Annotated in this window: 12 protein-coding genes; 7 read left to right on the top strand and 5 right to left on the bottom strand. The window is 64.1% G+C overall.

The window, feature by feature from the left end; genetic code table 11:
- Window positions 1-9 precede the first annotated feature (9 nt).
- Genes LXM88_RS30880 through LXM88_RS30870 form a run of 3 tightly spaced genes read right to left on the bottom strand, consistent with a single transcriptional unit; the run spans window position 10 to window position 6,192 of the window.
- A complete protein-coding gene (locus tag LXM88_RS30880; RefSeq protein ID WP_262543217.1) occupies window positions 10-1,317 on the bottom strand; it encodes an SEL1-like repeat protein in 1,308 nt (435 codons plus the stop codon).
- Between the two features lie 3 nt (window positions 1,318-1,320).
- Window positions 1,321-3,342: a phospholipase D-like domain-containing protein gene (locus tag LXM88_RS30875; RefSeq protein ID WP_262543215.1), complete on the bottom strand. Its 2,022-nt coding sequence runs from the start codon at window positions 3,340-3,342 to the stop codon at window positions 1,321-1,323.
- 3 nt (window positions 3,343-3,345) lie between these two features.
- Window positions 3,346-6,192 (bottom strand): type VI secretion system Vgr family protein, encoded by a 2,847-nt coding sequence (locus LXM88_RS30870; protein WP_262543213.1) that lies wholly within the window; start codon window positions 6,190-6,192, stop codon window positions 3,346-3,348.
- A gap of 268 nt (window positions 6,193-6,460) precedes the next feature.
- On the opposite strand from LXM88_RS30870, the gene LXM88_RS30865 reads away from it, so the two are divergent.
- The 4 genes from LXM88_RS30865 (at window position 6,461) to LXM88_RS30850 (ending at window position 10,980) form a co-directional block, all read left to right on the top strand.
- Window positions 6,461-6,727, top strand: a complete 267-nt coding sequence (locus tag LXM88_RS30865; RefSeq protein ID WP_262543212.1) for a hypothetical protein — start codon at window positions 6,461-6,463, stop codon at window positions 6,725-6,727.
- A gap of 110 nt (window positions 6,728-6,837) precedes the next feature.
- Window positions 6,838-9,216, top strand: a complete 2,379-nt coding sequence (locus LXM88_RS30860; RefSeq protein WP_262543210.1) for a DNA polymerase II — start codon at window positions 6,838-6,840, stop codon at window positions 9,214-9,216.
- Between the two features lie 226 nt (window positions 9,217-9,442).
- Complete coding sequence (locus LXM88_RS30855; protein WP_262543208.1) at window positions 9,443-9,766, top strand: DUF4148 domain-containing protein; 324 nt, start codon at window positions 9,443-9,445, stop codon at window positions 9,764-9,766.
- 86 nt (window positions 9,767-9,852) lie between these two features.
- A complete protein-coding gene (locus LXM88_RS30850; protein WP_262543207.1) occupies window positions 9,853-10,980 on the top strand; it encodes a J domain-containing protein in 1,128 nt (375 codons plus the stop codon).
- 96 nt (window positions 10,981-11,076) lie between these two features.
- Here LXM88_RS30850 and LXM88_RS30845 read toward each other — a convergent pair whose 3' ends face one another.
- Window positions 11,077-12,453 carry a pectinacetylesterase family protein gene (locus LXM88_RS30845; protein WP_262543206.1) on the bottom strand — a complete coding sequence of 459 codons (1,377 nt, stop codon included), beginning with the start codon at window positions 12,451-12,453 and terminating at the stop codon, window positions 11,077-11,079.
- A gap of 66 nt (window positions 12,454-12,519) precedes the next feature.
- Window positions 12,520-13,251 carry a phospholipase C accessory protein PlcR gene (plcR, locus tag LXM88_RS30840; RefSeq protein WP_412524145.1) on the bottom strand — a complete coding sequence of 244 codons (732 nt, stop codon included), beginning with the start codon at window positions 13,249-13,251 and terminating at the stop codon, window positions 12,520-12,522.
- Window positions 13,252-13,659: 408 nt separating this feature from the next.
- Here plcR and LXM88_RS30835 point away from each other — a divergent pair, with 408 nt between their 5' ends.
- The 3 genes from LXM88_RS30835 to LXM88_RS30825 all read left to right on the top strand — a co-directional run bounded on the left by LXM88_RS30835 (window position 13,660) and on the right by LXM88_RS30825 (window position 17,533).
- Entirely contained in the window at window positions 13,660-14,886 is a 1,227-nt protein-coding gene (locus LXM88_RS30835) for an amino acid deaminase/aldolase (protein WP_262543204.1), read from the top strand.
- Between the two features lie 65 nt (window positions 14,887-14,951).
- On the top strand, window positions 14,952-16,352 hold the full coding sequence (locus LXM88_RS30830; protein ID WP_262543203.1) for a D-arabinono-1,4-lactone oxidase: 1,401 nt from the start codon (window positions 14,952-14,954) through the stop codon (window positions 16,350-16,352).
- Entirely contained in the window at window positions 16,349-17,533 is a 1,185-nt protein-coding gene (locus LXM88_RS30825; RefSeq protein WP_262543202.1) for an MFS transporter, read from the top strand. Before LXM88_RS30830 ends, LXM88_RS30825 begins: the two co-directional genes overlap by 4 nt.
- Window positions 17,534-17,649: the final 116 nt, after the last annotated feature.

The following is a 17,649-nucleotide window of genomic DNA, read 5'->3' as shown; positions in this document are numbered from 1 at the left end:
CATAGTCGATCAAGCCTGATCAAGGTATGCGACGAGTTCCCACGCAACCTGCGCGACGTGTTGGCGCGTACCCATCACGCTGTCGAGCACCGCCAGCTTTCTTGGTTCATGCACGACCACGGACGGCAACGCATCGCCCTTGAGAAACCGGCGGTGCGTATCACCAGACTGACCCGTGCCGAGTTTCGCGCACCAGACTCCGTCTTCCGGGCAGGGTTCACCGGTGTGTGCAACCGTACCTAACGGCAGACGGGATGCGATGTTTTCAGGTTGCTCGGTCTGTGACGTCTTGTCTGCCGATCCCGGAAGCGGGAGCCCCGTCGCCGGATCGAGATGCTTGGCCTTCGCCATCTCGTTGATGAGTTCGTCCGAAGGCTTCTGCGGCGGCGCAGCTGCGTCCTGTTCCTTTTGCCATTGGAACGTGCCGTCCCATGGCGGGAGCTTGGCGGGTGGCAGCGGCACGATCTTGTCTATGTCTGGAACCTTGGGGCTGCGACCATCGTTGGCATCGAGAAACTTGCCAATTAAATCGTATCGTCGTGAACGCTCGGGATCGTTCGGCAGGTCAAGGTAGTCGAGTTGATTCGACTGTGGTGGCCCCTTGAATCCGTCTCTCAAAAACGAGGCAGACATGGCATCGCCTGCACTCACCCCTTTCTGAAAAGTCCTGGCGGCATCGGGGTACAGTCCCCCCGTCTTTTGGTCGACACCTAACAGGTTTGCAGCCTGGCCTGATCCTTGATCGGCTGCACACGCCAGCATTTGTCTTGCGATATCAGGGGCTTTGTCATTGGGCAGCAGTAGGTCACCAACATGGAACTGCGCTTCAGGATTGCCGAGATCGGCTGCTTTGCGAAAATAATGCAGTGCACTTTCCGCATCCTGCTTCAAGCCATAGCCTGTTTCAAGATAATGCCCAATATCGTAGTAACCACTTGGAATGCCTTGCTTGACCAATTTCATACCCAGGTCGACGACCTCCGTCGGCGCATTCGGTGAGTCAGCCAACCCTTGCGAAATAAGCGATTGCAGGTTCTGGTTCGCCTTGTAATGATCGTGCGCCGCTGCGATCCTGTAATAACGGGCAACATCATTGAAGTCCTTCGGGCCGTCTTTTTTCTCCAGATACCGTGCGTAACGGAACAGGCTGTCAGCGTGCGGATCGAGTGGCGGCAAATGGTCCGCTTGATGCGTACAGGTAAACGCAAGATTGGCGCGCACGGCGCTCATGTCAGGCGATGAGGTCACCGGAGGCTCCTGTTTTGTGCAAGCGCACAATAGAAGGGGAATCGCAACGATCAGAATGTGTCGGTTCATGGCTCAATCGCTACGGCTGATGTCGTTGGATGATCGCAAAAACCCGACAAGCGATGCCGCAGGAGCCAGGCCTCTATTTTTATTGACCTTGTTTTGCGTGATGATTTTTCCCCACTGCTTGAATGCCTCTGCAGGATCATCTTGTGCGCCCTGCCCGTTTGTATGCAGACCCCATAGTTGCCTGCGCAACGACTTCGCCACCTCCGCATGCTCGGTACAGATATTCAGTTCGCTGTCGCCCTCCATGCTTCGAGAATTGATATTCGCGGAGCCGAGCGTCGTCATTGCGTCGTCAACGGTCATCAACTTCGCATGCACATAGACCGGTACCCAGCCGCCGGGCGGTGAGTCCGGGGCAACCAATGTGCACACGTGAACCTTCAGATTGGTCGTCTCCATGGACGGGATATCGACATTCTCCAGGTCTTTACTATCCAGATCGGCGAGAGCCTGTTGATGCTTCTGCATACTGTCCTGGTTTTGTGCGAACGCCGACATCGCTGCGGTGAACGATCCGGAATCGGCAGGATTGAAGGCTACGACCTGACCGGACTCGAGCGCCTTTTGGCGAACTTCGTCTTGAGCTAGCGCGTCCTCGAGTGATTTCTGATTCGCCTCCACAGCTGCATCCTGTGCAGGATTCTGAACCGCCCTTGTGACACCCGGCATCGAGTTCGTTTGTCCAAGCGCATGCAGCATGCGATAGGTGTTGAATGTCCCATTTGCTACGGCATCGTCGCTGGAGTTGGTAATCACGAACAAATGAATCGGTCCATGTTGGCCGGGATCACGCCCCCCTTTCGTTTGATTGAGTGCCGTTTGCCTGAGCTGTTGCGCTAGCGGTACCCATCGGAAATACTGGTTCTGGATGAAAACGCATTGCGTCGCGTTGTTTGCCGCCTGAAGATATGTTGCTGCGATATCTGAAACGTTCTTTATTTTCGGATTCTTCGTTTCCTTCTGGGACCGTGTTCGCACGACCTGCGCCATCACGGTGGTACCCGCTCCCGGACGCATCTTGAGCTTTTTTTCCATGCCCGCTCGGGCCTTCCCGAGACTCTGACCAGTCGCCGCATCCCATGCCAGACAGAAGTTGTCGTTCAGGTCCTGCAAAATCGGACCGGTCACGAGACTCGAAACGTCCTGCCACGGATAGGGTCCGTTGCGCCCCTGATTCGGCGCATTGCGTTTCGCACTGTGATCGTTCTTGTCCCAGTACTGATCAAGCATGTTGTGCCCCATCACGAAGCCCGTCGCAAGATTCGGGTCTTCGTAGTCGATCAACACTGTCTTCTGGTGATGGCACGGAGCTAGGTATCCTGTTATGTAAGCATTCTGGAGCTTGGTCCGTCTGTCGCGTTCAGTATCCTTGCCGCGCATATATAGTCGCCACACGTTCTCTGCACGCTCATCCATAGAGAAGTCTCGCGTAGCGAATTCGACATTCGAAAACGTGAATGGATACTGCGTTAGCCACCTGAACTTCTGGATGGCTGAATCCAGTGGCCCCACCATGGTGACGTTATTGAGGTTGGCGCAGTAATACCACCACGTATCGTAAAGCCTCTCGTGAGTAGTCTGATAGTCGCGTGCAAGGAGTGTAGACCACTTGTCGTACGCCCAGTCAGGAATACCTTGCTTGAACCACGTCTCCAAGTCGTAGCCAGGCATGTTGTTCTCGCTCAACTGCGCCAGATACCAGTCGTCATGCCAGCATAGCAACCGGACCTTCACATCTTCCTTTCCCTTTTGCACAAGAAGATGGCCTATTGTCTTCGCGCCACCGCCACGCCTGAAAAACATGGATGGCTGAAAGCCCCAGCAGATGATGTCGACTGAGTGCTTCGCAGCAAGGATCGCATCGTAAACCGCACCAAATGCCTCCTCACCGTTCACCAGTGGCCGGAAGGTGGCCTGCCTGGGATCGTATTCGCTCTGGTGAACGAACCATTGCAGCGTAACGTTCGCCGTATTCGTATGGTTCAGCGCCAACGGCGTGGTAGTCGGCTTGATCGGCGTTGCCATGATCTATGCGTCCGATGAAGGATTGAGCAAATCGTTGTACAACTGCCGATGGACGGCCCGATCCGGGGCGGCCACGTCGTCAGGCGAGCTTTCGTGGAACTGAATCCCCTGATTGGCAAGCTTGCCGTTCGCCGCATCCCGATACTCACCCGGCACCGGAATCTCATGCCTAACGCCGTTCGCCATCTCCAGCGTGTACTTCTGCGTGGTGACCTGATGATCGATCGGCAACTGTCCCGTCTTGTCGAACACGCCCTGCTTGACCAGCGCCCCGTCCGCATAAAGCTTGTACGGCATGCCGACCGGAACGACGCTCGTTGCCGATGGCGAAGCCATGGTATTCAACATCAGCCGTTGCGTCGGCAAATCCTTGAACGCCGGATTGGTCACATCCATGCTCGTAGGACCGCTGAATGCATGCTGCGCGCCCTTGACGTCGATCTTGCCCGGCGCATGAATCTCGATGTCACCGCCCTTGATCCGGATGTACGCACCGCCTGACGTCAAAAGAATCTCCTGCTGCGCCGACGCCTGAACCTTCTCGGTCACGGATGCCAGCAACAGCGACTTCTGCGCAGTGACTTCAACGTTGTCCGCATGTGCCTGTACTTCGACCTTGCCCTTCGCGGCAAACAGCTTCATCCCGGCGTTCTGCACGAACAGGCTCAGTTTTTCGGTAATGCTGGCGATGAGCGACTTGCCGGTCGCAACATGCGTGCTTTGCCCGCTGACGATATTGACGTGCTGATCGGCTGCAACGTGCGTCGACTTCTGCGTCGAAAGGCCAATGCCCGCAGGCGCGGCAACCAGAATCACCGGCTGCTTGAACGCACCGGCATCGCCCGTCCCTCCGCCTGCTGTCACCCCACCACCGCCCGTCGTACCTGATTCGTTGTGCTGCGTCGCATCGGCAAAGGCTTTGAACGTGTCGCGGCCATCCTTCAGGCTTTCCGCCTTCGACGTTTCGCTCGCCTGCGACAGGCCGTCGAGTACGTTCGCCGAGCCCGTCAATTGACGCGTCGCCAAACTCGCATCGAGCGGCTGACTGGCGACCGGATGCGTCGTCACGAACAGTCCTCGCCCGGCCCGCAGCGCACCGTAAGCCTCCGAGCTCAGATCGAAGCCCTTGCCCAGATAACTGCCGCGCGTGTTGTCGGTCTGGTCGATCAGGTAGCCCAGGTGCAATGCTGCGTTCGAACTGCTGCTGTACAAGTGCACGCGGTTCTGGCCCGTCGAATCGTCCATCACCATCTGGTTGTACCCGCTCCCCGAGAATTCCCGGGACCGGAAGCCCGACAGAAGGGCATTCGAATGCCATCGCGGTTTGGATGCCCCGTTGTAGACGCGGAGCAGCGCAATCGGACGATCGATGTCGTTCCCGATATGGCCGATCAGCAGTTCCTCTCCCGCGCGCGGCATATGAACGCCACCATACCCGTCGCCGGTATCGGACTGCGCGACACGCACCCAGCACGAAGCCCGCTCGTCACCTTCGTTGTGCCGGTCCCAAATGAACAGCACCTTGATGCGGTTCAGGTCGTCGGTATATGCCTGCTGTCCCTTCGGGCCGGCCACGATAGCCGATTCGAGCTTCGCTTCGGGTTTCTTGTGTTCGAGCGGGCTGTGATACGGGACCGACGTGCGCTGAGCTTCGATCGCAATTCGATAGAAGCCTGTCGAACCGTCGGCATGCGACACGGCAAACAGATTGTCCGTGTCGTCCGCATCGGCTTGCTTCACTGCCTGATAGAGACTATGCGGATAATTCGCTTCGTGCCCCGAGAGCGGAACGTTGTTGACGATGATCCACTCGACCTCGATCACTGCGAATTCCCGGTGGTCGGCCGCATCCTGATCATGCTCGGGATGGCCCGTCAGCGTGAAACGCCGCCCCGCATCGATTCTGCGCACCCCGCCGACGCCATCGTAGCGTTTGGCTTGCGATTCCCATTCCTCCATGCGGATCTTGCTGAGATGATCGCCTCGATCCTGCTCGGGGTACGTATAGCCGCCCGTGTATTCATACACCTCGGCCTGCGACGGGAGATCGCCCTGATTGGCCATCGTCGGAACGGACGTCGCTTTCGGATTGGCAGGCGTCGACGGATTCTTATAGTCGAACGTTCGAGTCGACAGCAGGACGGACTGCAACGTCCGGGTCCCCGCCCACTGCGTGAAGGCGTCTACTTCGCCACGAACGCCCGCGCGGGAGAAATCGACCGTTTGCGGAGCAAGCGGTTCGAGCGTCTGAAGGCGATCGGTGATCACCAGCGTGGGCGACTTTCCGTCCTGCGCTTGTTTCCAGATTCCGTACAGCCCCTCGGATTCGAGTAGCCGATGTACGAAGTTCCAGTCGGTTTCGTCCTGGCGGCAATAGGAGCGCGAAGGCAGCGGCTGCGACAATTCAAAGCGATACATCCCTCGTGCCTGGGGATGATCGTTGAATACGTCGGTAATGATGGCGTCCGCACTTTTGTCTTGCCAGTGGCGCTGATCCCGGCGGAATTTCAGGAAATGCAGCCACGACGAGAAACTGAGCTGGTAACAAGCGAGGCCACCGTCGACGCCAAGTTTTCTTGCGGTGTGGACGTAGCCGTGGTGGGGGAGATAAGTCTTGTCGGTCTGCTGAATCCACAGTGTGATGGGCTGCGAAATCAGCGTCTTGAGTTGGACATCGTTCGACGTCGACACGCAATCGATCATGAACAAATAATCGCGACCGATGCGAGACTGCCCAAACACCCGATGAGGGATCAGAACGTTACTGCCAAGCGGCGTATCGAGCTTGAGAAGCCGCTCCTGTTGCGCCAGCCCTCCCGTGATTGCCCCAATCATGCGCTGCGCATCCATATGCGCCTCTCTCAGAATTATGTTGTTCTTGATCGGCGATTCTACGGATGACAAATCTGTGACGTCAATCAGGCGGAAGTCAAAGAATTGATAACTGTAAATAAATATTCATATAAATGAATTTATTTAGTAATATTCAGTATTATGTACCCCCTGATCTGAAGCGATTCGCGTACTGCAGCATCCGAGCGGTAATAACGCCCGCCATCGCGCATGCTCCGGAGTGCCGCTCGCATCACCCGAGCCCGCTTCTTCCGGAGCCCTTTCCATGCCAACCGCCCTGCTGCTGCGCACAAACCACTCGCACCTGTACTCCGGCAGCATCGTGACGCTCAACGACGACGTGCCCGGCACCGGCCAATCGCATCCCGTCGCGATCGAATTCGTCGACGGATCAGGCGCTGCCGCAACGCTTGCACGACGCGACGACGACGCACTCGAGCTCGCCGTGGACGAATACGTCATGCAGAATCGGCATGCGGTCATTGCACGCCGCTGGCTGCTACGACCGACCGATGCGGCATGCACGGTATAGCGCGTCGCACGGCATCTTCCTGCCACCTGATGCCACTGCGGCCATCATCGGCACATCCCCCGCCCAAGCGCTAAAATCCGCCGCCTGGGCATCCACGACGAGCAAGCGTTTTGACGGAGTTCGAGCAGGGTTTCATCCTCACCCGCCACTGGCGGGACACCGCGACCGGTATCGAGATCGAGTTCTGGCTGGCAACCGAGCACGGTCCGCGCCGCGTGCGGTTGCGCCCGCAGGAAGCCGTCGCATTCATTCCGGCCGAACAGCAGGCGCTCGCGGAACGCGCGCTGGCCGGCGAGCGCGATGCCGAGTTGCGCCCGCTCGCGCTGCGCGACTTCCGCCAGCGCCCGGTCGTCGGCCTCTATTGCCGGCGCTATCGCCATCTGTCCGGGCTCCAGAAGCGCCTCGCGACGGCCGGCGTCGACGTCTACGAAGCCGACGTGCAGCCGCCCGACCGCTACGCGATGGAGCGCTTCATCACGGCCTGCGTGCAATTTCGCGGCCAGCCCGGCAACGACAACACGCTGACCGGCGGCGAGCTGAAACCCGCGACCGGCTATCGCCCGGCGTTGCGCTGCGTGTCGCTCGACATCGAAACCAGCGTCCACGGCGAACTGTATTCGATCGCGCTCGAAGGCTGCGGACAACGGCAGGTCTACATGCTCGGGCCGCCGAACGGCGACGCCGACGCGGGCGCCATCGACTTCCGCCTCGACTACTGCGACAGCCGGCCCGCGATGCTCGCGCGGCTCAACGACTGGTTCGACGAACACGATCCCGACGCGGTGATCGGCTGGAATCTCGTGCAGTTCGACCTGCGCATCCTGCATGCGCACGCGGAGCAATACGGCGTACCGCTGAAGCTCGGGCGCGGCGGCAGCGTGCTCGACTGGCGCGCGCACGGCCAGCAGCCCGACCACTTCTTCGCGGGCGCGGCCGGCCGGCTGATCCTCGACGGCATCGACATGTTGAAATCGGCAACGTGGACGTTCCCGTCGTTCAGCCTCGAATATGTATCGCAAGCGCTGCTCGGCGAAGGCAAGTCGATCGACAACCCGTACCAGCGGATGGACGAGATCCAGCGCCGCTTCGATCACGACAAGCCGGCGCTCGCGCGCTACAACCTGAAGGACTGCGAGCTCGTCACGCGCATCTTCGACAAGGCCGACCTGCTGTCCTTCGCGCTCGAACGCGCAAGCGTCACGGGGCTCGCGGCCGATCGCACCGGCGGCTCGGTCGCGGCGTTCACGCACCTGTACCTGCCGCGCATGCACCGGCTCGGCTATGTCGCGCCGAACCTCGGCGACGTGACGGGACAGAACAGCCCCGGCGGCTTCGTGATGGATTCGCGCCCCGGCCTGTACGACTCGGTGCTCGTGTTCGACTACAAGAGCCTCTATCCGTCGATCATCCGCACGTTCCTGATCGATCCCGTCGGGCTGATCGAAGGGCTCGCGAACCCCGGTGACGACGCATCGGTACCCGGTTTTCTCGGTGCGCGCTTCTCGCGCACCGCGCACTGCCTGCCCGATGTCGTGCGCCGCGTATGGGAAGGTCGCGACGACGCGAAGCGGCAGCGCAATGCGCCGTTGTCGCAGGCGCTGAAGATCATCATGAACTCATTCTACGGCGTGCTCGGCTCGACGGGCTGCCGCTTCTTCGATCCGCGCCTCGCGTCGTCGATCACGATGCGCGGCCACGAGATCATGCACCGCACGCGCGAGCTGATCGAAGCTCAGGGTTACGAAGTGATCTACGGCGATACCGATTCGACGTTCGTGTGGCTTGGCCGCGCGCATGATGACGACGAAGCCGGACGCAAGGGCCGCGCGCTCGTCGAGCACGTGAACCGCTGGTGGCAGGCGCACCTGCGCGACCACTTCGGGCTCGAAAGCGCGCTGGAGCTGCAGTACGAGCGGCATTACCGCCGGTTCCTGATGCCGACCGTGCGCGGCGCGGAGGAAGGCAGCAAGAAGCGCTACGCAGGCCTCGCGGCGACGGCCGACGGCGGCGAGGACCTCGTCTTCAAGGGGCTCGAAACGGTGCGCACCGACTGGACGCCGCTCGCGCAGCAGTTCCAGCGCGAGCTGTACCGGCGCGTGTTCAGGCGCGAGCCGTACCAGGATTTCATTCGCGACACCGTGCAGCGCACGCTCGCCGGCGAATTCGACGACCAGCTCGTCTACCGCAAGCGCGTGCGCCGGCCGCTGCGCGAGTACGAGCGCAACGTGCCGCCGCATGTGCGCGCGGCGCGGATCGCCGACGAGTTCAACCAGGCTCAGGGCCGGCCGATGCAGTACCAGCGCGGCGGCTGGATCAGCTACGTAATGACGACGGCCGGCCCCGAGCCGCTCGAAACGATGCGCTCGCCGATCGACTACGCGTTCTACCTGAGCCGCCAGTTGCAGCCCGTCGCCGATGCGATCCTGCCGTTCCTGCGCGACGATTTCGAACGCGTGATCTCCGGGCAGGGGCAGTTGTTCGGCGACTGACGGAACGATGGCGCGCCGCGCACGCCGCAGCGCAGTCACCGCAACCTCTCCTCCCCCTGACGTCGATCTCCGTCGCGTTCCTCACGCATCCCGCACTCTGACTCATTCCGGAACACAGCTCGTCAGGAATCGCCATTTATCCGGCCGGTCCGGGTTCCTAAACTTGTCTCGTCGGTTCAGCCAAGCGAATTCGTGCCGGACCGTAACGAAACCGTCTGAGGAAACCGTGAAATCCATCATCGTCACCATCGCCGCTGTCGCCGCTACCGCCACCGCACTTCTCGCCGCACCGGCCGCGTCGTACGCGCAGTCGTCGCACTCGACGCTCACGCGCGCACAAGTACGCCAGGAACTGCTCGACCTCGAATCGGTCGGCTACGAGCCGATCGCCGGCGACGGCGACAACTATCCGGGCGACATCGTCGCCGCGCAGGAGCGCCTGGCCGCCAAGCGCCTCACCGAACGCAAGAGCGCCGAAGCGGCCTACGGGTCGAACGGCGCACCGGGCACGGATTCGGGCGCACCGGCGGTTGCGGCGGTGAAGCAATAACGCGCTGCCGGTCGTTTCGGCGCAGCGCCCATCCGGCTAAAATACCGGCCTGCTGCGCCTCCTGCCGCGGCCGGAGGACATCAATCATGACCGCACGTCGCGGAGCCGCGGTCGTCATCGCGCCCAGCCACGGGACAGCCAGCCTGTCGAAAGCCCAGAAGACGTTCAATACGCTCGTCGAGCAAATCGAAAAGCGGCGCGAACGTCTCGGTGCGTGGGAAGCCGTCATGCCGGTCTTCCAGAAGAAATTCGTCGATGGACTATTGCCGCTCGAACAGGCGTCGACGGCGTTGCGGATCAAACTGCTCCATCGGCTCGACGACGCCTTCCTGCAGAAGGGATTGAGCAAGGCCGAGCAACGCACCCTTTCCGGGCTGATCGCCGACATGGCTCGCGACTTGCTCGACGTCACCGACGACGCGCAGTTGAAAGTCATCTACAACCGGCACAGCGCATCCGGCTACGCCAACAACGCAGCGGCCGATCTCGACCAGATGAAGCCGGAACCGGAGCCGATGCCCGGTGTTGAACCGGCAGACGATCTCGACACGCTATCGCCCGACGAACTCATGGAGCGTGTGCAAGCCGAACTGGACGAGCAGTTCAGGCGCGACATGGCCAACCACGAGGCCCGCGAAGCACAGCGCGCGAAGCGCAAGAAAGCACCCCGGCAATCGGCCGCGGCGGCCAAACGTGAAGCCGAGCAGGCCGAATCGAGCAAGTCGATCCGCGAGGTCTATCGCAAGCTCGCGAGCGTGCTGCATCCCGATCGCGAAACCGATCCGCAGGAGCAGGAACGCAAGACCGTGCTGATGCAGCGGGTCAACCACGCTTATGCGAAGGGCAATCTCCTGCAACTGCTGGAACTGCAACTGGAGATCGAGCAGATCGACCGGCGCGCGATCGCCGGCCTCGGCGAAGATCGGCTGGCGCGCTACAACGGCATCCTGGAGGAACAGATCCGCGAGCTGGATCAGGAGATCCTGCACGTCGAGACCGGTTTCCGGCGGACTTACGGCATCGCGCCGACCGTCAAGCTGGCGCCCGATACCGTCATCCGCATGCTCACGCGCGACATTGCCGGCATGCAGCGCAGCAACCACGACCTGACCATGGCGCTGCGCGAGTTCGACGATCCGGAACAGGTCAGGGACTGGCTGAAAGGCATGAAGCGCCGGCCGGCGTCCTCCCGCTTCGACGACGATCCGTTTTAAGCGCGCACGCGCTCTGCCCGCAGAACGCCGAGCGCGTATCCGGCCCGACGGAACGGCGGCACGCTGCGCCGCCGTCACCCGTTCAAGCGAACCGCGTTACGCCCTGTGCCCCGAGATCGGCCCCGCTTCGCCGGTCAGGTTGAACACGCTGTCGATCCACGCGAGAAACGTCGAGAACGTGAAATCCGACCACTGCTGCGTGCGGAACGCCTTCATCACCGGCGTATCGGCCGGGTCCTGCTGGTTCAGCAGGTTGTCGACGAACGTGCCGATATCGGCGTCGGTGCCGTTCTCGTGGATCCCCGACCCGGTGAAGCTGACCGCCGTCACCTGGTGGTTGTCGATGAAGTCGTTGCGCGCCCACGGCATGAAGTAGCCGAAGTTCGGCAGCGGATTCAGCGTCTGTTTCAACCCGTCCAGCTCCTTCGCGAACATCGCGAGCGACAGCGTATCCTTCGTCGCGTCATCCGGCGCCGCCATCACGGCCGGCACGAACGCGCGATAGTGATACGCGGCGATGATCTTGTCGCGCTGGTAGCTCGAGAAGCCGAAGCGGTCGTGCGGAAAGGTCGCCGACAGCGCCGCGTACGCACTCCCCATGTTGCCGGGATCGAAGCGGCTGGTCAGCCGGCTGTTCACGGTAATCATCCCGTCGGGGCCCGTCATCCCCCACTCGGTGCGCACCTTGTCGTACAGGCCGACCGACGGATGCGTGGCCGCATCCGCATCGAACGGCGTATCGAACACCGTGCCGGCATCGTCGAGCAGCGAGCTGTGCGCCTGCGGCTGCAGCGTGTTGCGCAGCGTCGCGTAGTTCGCGAGCGTACCGTAGCCGCCGGCGCTCATCCCGTACACGAGCAGCCGGTTCGGCTTGCCGAAGCCGTGGGACGTCAACCATTGCGCGACGGCCTGGATATTCTTCAGCCCGCTGTAGTGCTGGATGCGCCAGTCGCCCGTCGGCGACGTGTAGCTGCGCACCGCGCTGCCCATGTGGATATCTCCGGTGCAATAGGGAACGAAAACCTGTGTCCACTGCTGCGTCTCGACCTTCGGTTCGCCGACCAGGATGTGCGCGAGATCCATGCGCGTCAGCAGCGGCGACAGGAACGACGAGAGCAGGCTCTCGTTCGCGGTGCCGTTCATGTAGTTGTGCGGGATGCCGTCCGGATTGAAGCCGCCGAGGCCGGCCTCGGCGCCGGTGGAGGTCTGCGTGCAGGTGCCGTAGTTCCAGCACGCGCCGCCCGGCTCCATCATGTACAGCAGGTTGTCCGACTGCGCGCGATTGACGTAGAAGCGCATCGGCGTGCCGTTGCCGCACGACGCGCCGGTACTCTCCGGCAACGTCACTTCGTACCACGAATAATAGGGAATCGACGGGTCCGGCATCGTCGTATCGGCCGCTTGGCCGTTCAGTGCGGCGCAACCGAGCAGCGTCGCGACGGCGACGCGCAGCAGGCTTCGTGCTGGTGACATCTCCCCTCCTTGTCGATGGACATGACGCGGCCGCCGGGCATCGTCCTGGCGTCGCGGATTCGGCGCTCAGTGCGCGCCGGACGGTGAAGCGCCGTCGAACAACTGGACGCGCAGCGCCTGCAGGCGCTGCGCGATGACGGTCTGTTGCTGGTCGGGATCGGCAATGCTCGCCTGAACCTGCCGGATCACGTCGCGGCTCTGCTGCTCGTACGCGAGATAGCGCGGGTCCTGCGCCGGCGACGGGCCGACCGTCTGCTGCGCGTATGCATCCCATTGCGCGCGCATCGACCGGATCGCCGCACCGCGCGTCGCGGGATCGGCTTCGGTATCGGTCAGCAGCGCTGCGCTGAGCGCTTCGGCCTGCACGGGCACGATCTCGTTGCGCGCGACGTGGTCGGGCAGTTCGTCGAGAATCCGGCGCGCGAGCGCGCTGCGCTCGGCTTGCGGCAGGCTGTTGCGGCGATCGCCATACGCGGCGACTTCGTCGCGGAAGCGCGCGAACGCAACGATGCGCTGCACTTCGGCGTCCGCATCGGGACGCCCCGCGAGGCTGCGGCGCAACGCGTCGACGTCGAGCCGCCGCTCTTCGGGGCCGGGCGTCGCGGCACCGGTACCGAACGCATCGGCCGCGACGGCCTGCATGCTCGCCGTCGCGCCCGGCGTGCCGGATGACGCGGCCTCGGCCGGTGTCGCCGCTTCGTATCGCCAGATCGCGACGGCCACGCCGATCGCCGCGATCGCGCCCGTCCGCCGCCAGAGTGCGCTGTTGTTCTTCACGTCGCCTCCTCGTTTCGTCATGCCGTTCTTCGCCGGTGCATCCGCGAGTAGGTTCTAGGTCGAATCCGGCACGCCGTCAAAAGCGGCTCTAGAACGCACGCACTAAACCCGCGCGTATCGGCGCTGCCCGGCAAAACGTTTGAAACGCGTTTCAGTACCGCGTGCGGGAACGCGCGATCTCGCGCGCGACGCCCGTCCGGCGGCGCTTCGGGCCGACACGCGCCACGCGCGTTGCGACACCAAGCAAACCTCGGTCCAGCCGCATGGCTCACGGCGGCACGTTATCCGCGTGGCCCTTACGGATGGCCGGATCGGACCCGTCGAACGACCCGCTCAGCGCTTGGTCGGCATTTTGGCCGGCCCTATGCTGGTTTCCGACACGCGCCGAACGGTCGGCGCGACGCACACCCGACCAGCCGAGCCCGTTCCATGAGCCGTGCAGACCTCCCGCATCGCGCACCCGCCGCCGTCCACGACTATCCGTATTACCGCGACGCACTCGCGGGCCGCCGGCTTCCCGCCGCGTTCGTCGATCTCGATTGCCTCGACGCCAATCTCGCCGACCTGAAGCGCCGCGCGCGCGGCCTGCCGATCCGGCTCGCGACGAAATCGGTACGCTCGCGCGAACTGATCGGCGCGGTGCTGGCCGCCGGCCCGTTCATGCAGGGGCTGCTGTGTTATTCGGCAGCGGAAGCCGCGTGGCTCGCGGAAGGCGGCTTCGACGACATCGTCGTCGCGTATCCGACCGTCGAGCCCGACGACCTGCGCGCGGTGGCCGCGCAACTCCGGCAAGGCCGCTCGATCACGCTGATGGTCGACGACGGCGCGCAGGTCGATGCGATCGACCGCATCGCACACGAGGAACGCGTGACGATCCCGGTCGCGATCGATCTCGACATGTCGTCCGCGTATCCGGGCCTGTACTTCGGCATGTACCGTTCGCCGGTGCGCGATGCGGCCAGCGCGCTCGCGCTCGCGAACCGCATCGGCGAGCGGCAGCACGTCCGGCTCGACGGGTTGATGGGTTACGAAGGACAGATCGCCGGCGTCGCGGACACCGAACCGGGCGGGGGCGCACGCAACGCGCTGGTGCGCTATCTGAAACGGCGCTCGGCGCGCGAGATCAACGCGCGCCGCCACGCGGCCGTACAGGCGCTCGTCGCGGCCGGCCACTCGCTGCGCTTCGTGAACGGCGGCGGCACCGGCAGCTTCGAAACCACGCTCGGCGACGCGTCGGTCACCGAACTCGCGGCCGGCTCCGGCCTGTACGCTCCTGCGCTGTTCGATCACTACGCGGCGTTTCATGCACAACCAGCCGCCGGCTTCGCGCTGCCGGTCGTGCGGATTCCGCAGCCGGGCATCGTGACCTGCTCGGGCGGCGGTTATATCGCGTCCGGCCCGGCCGGCAAGAGCCGCCTGCCGCGGCCTTGGCTGCCAGCCGGCTGCACGCTGATCGGCAACGAAGGCGCGGGCGAGGTGCAGACGCCCGTGCGCGTGCCGCGCGGTGTCGCGCCGGCGATCGGTGAGCCGATCCTGTTCCGCCACGCGAAGGCTGGCGAGCTGTGCGAGCGCTTCAACACGCTGCTGCTGATCCGCGGCGGCCGCGTGGTCGGCGACGCGCCCACCTATCGCGGCGAAGGCAAGAGTTTCTTCTAGCGGGTCGCGCGGCCCGTCGATCCAATCATCCAAACCATTCAAACGACAACCACGGAGACAACGACATGTGGCGCAACTGGTCGGGATATGTCTGCAGTCCTGATGCAACCGTGTCGACGCCCGCGTCGCGTGCCGCGCTTGCGGCCGTGCTGCGCGATGCGGCCGCGGCCGGCGCAACCGTGCGCGCGGCCGGCGCCGGTCATTCGTTCTCGCCGCTCGTGCAGACCGACGACGTGATCCTGTCGCTCGACGCGATGCAGGGTGTGATCGACGTCGATCGCGACCGGCGCGTCGCGCGCGTGCATGCCGGCACGCGGCTGTGGGCACTCGGCCCCGCGCTCGCCGCGCACGGCCTCGCGATGGAGAACCTCGGCGACATCAACGTGCAGTCGATCGCCGGCGCGACCAGCACCGGCACGCACGGCACCGGCATCACGCTCGGCAACCTGTCGACGCAGATCGACAGCCTCACGTTCACGTGCGCGGACGGCAGCGAGATCCGCGCGACGGCCGATACGCATCCCGACCTGTTCGCGGGCGGCCGGATCGGGCTCGGCGCACTCGGCGTGCTGACCGAGATCGGCCTGCGCCTCGTACCCGCGTTCCGGCTGCGCCTCGAACGCGGCGGCATGCAGCTCGACGACTGCCTCGCACAAGCGGACGCACTGATCGCGCGACACCGCTCGTTCGAGTTCTACTGGTTCCCGCACACGGACACCGTGCTGACCAAGGCGTGGGACATGACCGACGAACCGGCCGACGCCGTGCACTGGGCGAGCCGCGCGTCCGAGTCGTTCCTCGAGAACACCGTGTTCGGCGCACTCTGCGGGATCGGCAAGCGCGTGCCGTCGCTGTGCCCGTCGCTGAGCCGCCTGTGCGCGTCGACCGTGTCGGCCGGCCGTCATGTGGACTCGAGCTATGCAATGCTGTCGACGGTGCGCCGAGTACGCTTCAACGAAATGGAATGGTCGGTGCCGGCCGAGCGCGGCGCCGACGCGCTACGCGAAATCCGCGCGTTCATCGCGCGCCGCAGTTTCCCGTTGATGTTTCCGATCGAATACCGCTGGGTGCGCGGTGACGACATCTGGCTGAGCCCCGACTACGGTCGCGACAGCGTGCGCATCTCCGTGCACCAGTATCGCGGGATGCCGTTCGACGCGTATTTCTCGGGCGTGCAGGCGATCTGCCGCAATCACGGCGGGCGGCCGCACTGGGGCAAGGTGCATGCGCTGCGCGCGGCCGAACTCGCGGCATGCTATCCGCACTGGGACGATTTCCTCGCACTGCGCGAACGGATGGACCCGCACGGCCGCTTCCTGACGCCGTACCTGCGAACGTTGTTCGGCCTGCCGCAACACGCAACCGCATCCGCGCCTGCTACGCCGGTTCGCCGCGGGACACACCTGATGCACGAAACGGCGCGCGTCGAGCAAGATCGGCCGCGATCCAACCAGGAGGCCTCATGACCACCGCCACGCTGCGCACGACCGCGCAGTCGCGCCCCGATCCGTCGACCGGCGCGGTCGTCCGCCTCGCACTCGCGTTCGCGGCCGCCACCAACGGCCTCATCCTGTCGCCGTTCCTCGTCGCGGCCGTGATGACGCGTTTCCGGCTCGACGAAGGCACCGCGACCGCGCTCGTCAGCGCGGAGATCCTCGGCATCGCGATCAGTTGCGCGCTGCTGTCGCACCGGATCGCGCGCGCCGCGCGGCCGTTCACGCTGGCCGGCGTGGCCGGCACGATCGCCGGCCAGGCGCTCGGCGCGGTCGCGCCCGGCATCGCGACGGCGGCCGCCGCGCGCGGGATGACGGGGCTGTTCGAAGGAATGCTGTTCGTCGTCGTCGCGTCCGGCGTATCGCAGCGCGCGTCGACCGACCGCCTGTGGGGGCAAATCAACCTGCTCGCGGGCGGCATCAACGGCGGCATCCTCGTGCTGATCTCCGCGCTGCCGGCCGCGTGGCTCGGGCGCTGGGTGTTCGCGCTGCTGGCGGCCGTCGTCGCGGTGCTGGCGCCCGCGATCCGCGGCATCGGCGCGTTCGCGAGCGCGCAGTCGCCAGCACGCGCGCACGGCCACGCGCTGCCGTGGCGGCCGGTCATCGCGATCTGGGTCGTGACCGCGCTGGTCTACGGCGTGCAGGCGTCGCAGTGGGCGATCGCGGGTTTCGTCGGCGAACGCGCCGGGCTGTCGCCGACGACGATCGGCGTGCTGCTGTCGGTGTCGTCGCTGCTGGGTTTCGTCGGCGCGGCGATACCGTCGCATCCGGCCAGCCACAAGCACCGCCTCGGGCTGATCTGGGCCGCGCAGCTCGCGATGGTCGGGTCGATCGAATGGTTCTTCGGCGCGCATGGCGGCAGCGCGTATTTCCTGAGCCAGTTCGTGCTGAACAGCGCGTTCTTCGTGATCGTGCCGTTCCTCACCGGCATGCTGTCCGACGTCGACCCGGACGGCTCGCTGGTCGCGCGCACGCTGGTCGTCACGTTCTTCGCGGCCGGCATCGGCACCGCGCTGTCCGGCGCGCTGCTCGACCGCTTCGGCGGCACGCATGTCGCGCATGTGCTGTGCGTGGCCGTGCTGGCCGCGGCGCCATTCGTGCGCATCGCGCTGCGCCGTGCGGCGCCCGGCGCAGTGGCCCGCGCGTCACCCTGACCGCACTGCGTCATGCGGTGGCCGCGACGCACCACGAGATTGGCCGCCGCGGCCTTGGCCCGTGCAAATTTGGCTTTCTACAGTCGTTTCCGGCGGTGCAATGCCGCCGGTCCCCT

Origin of the sequence: Burkholderia sp. S-53 (assembly GCF_025560745.1) — a bacterium.
Lineage (GTDB): Bacteria > Pseudomonadota > Gammaproteobacteria > Burkholderiales > Burkholderiaceae > Burkholderia > Burkholderia pyrrocinia.
This window is presented reverse-complemented; position numbering and strand designations above follow the sequence as displayed.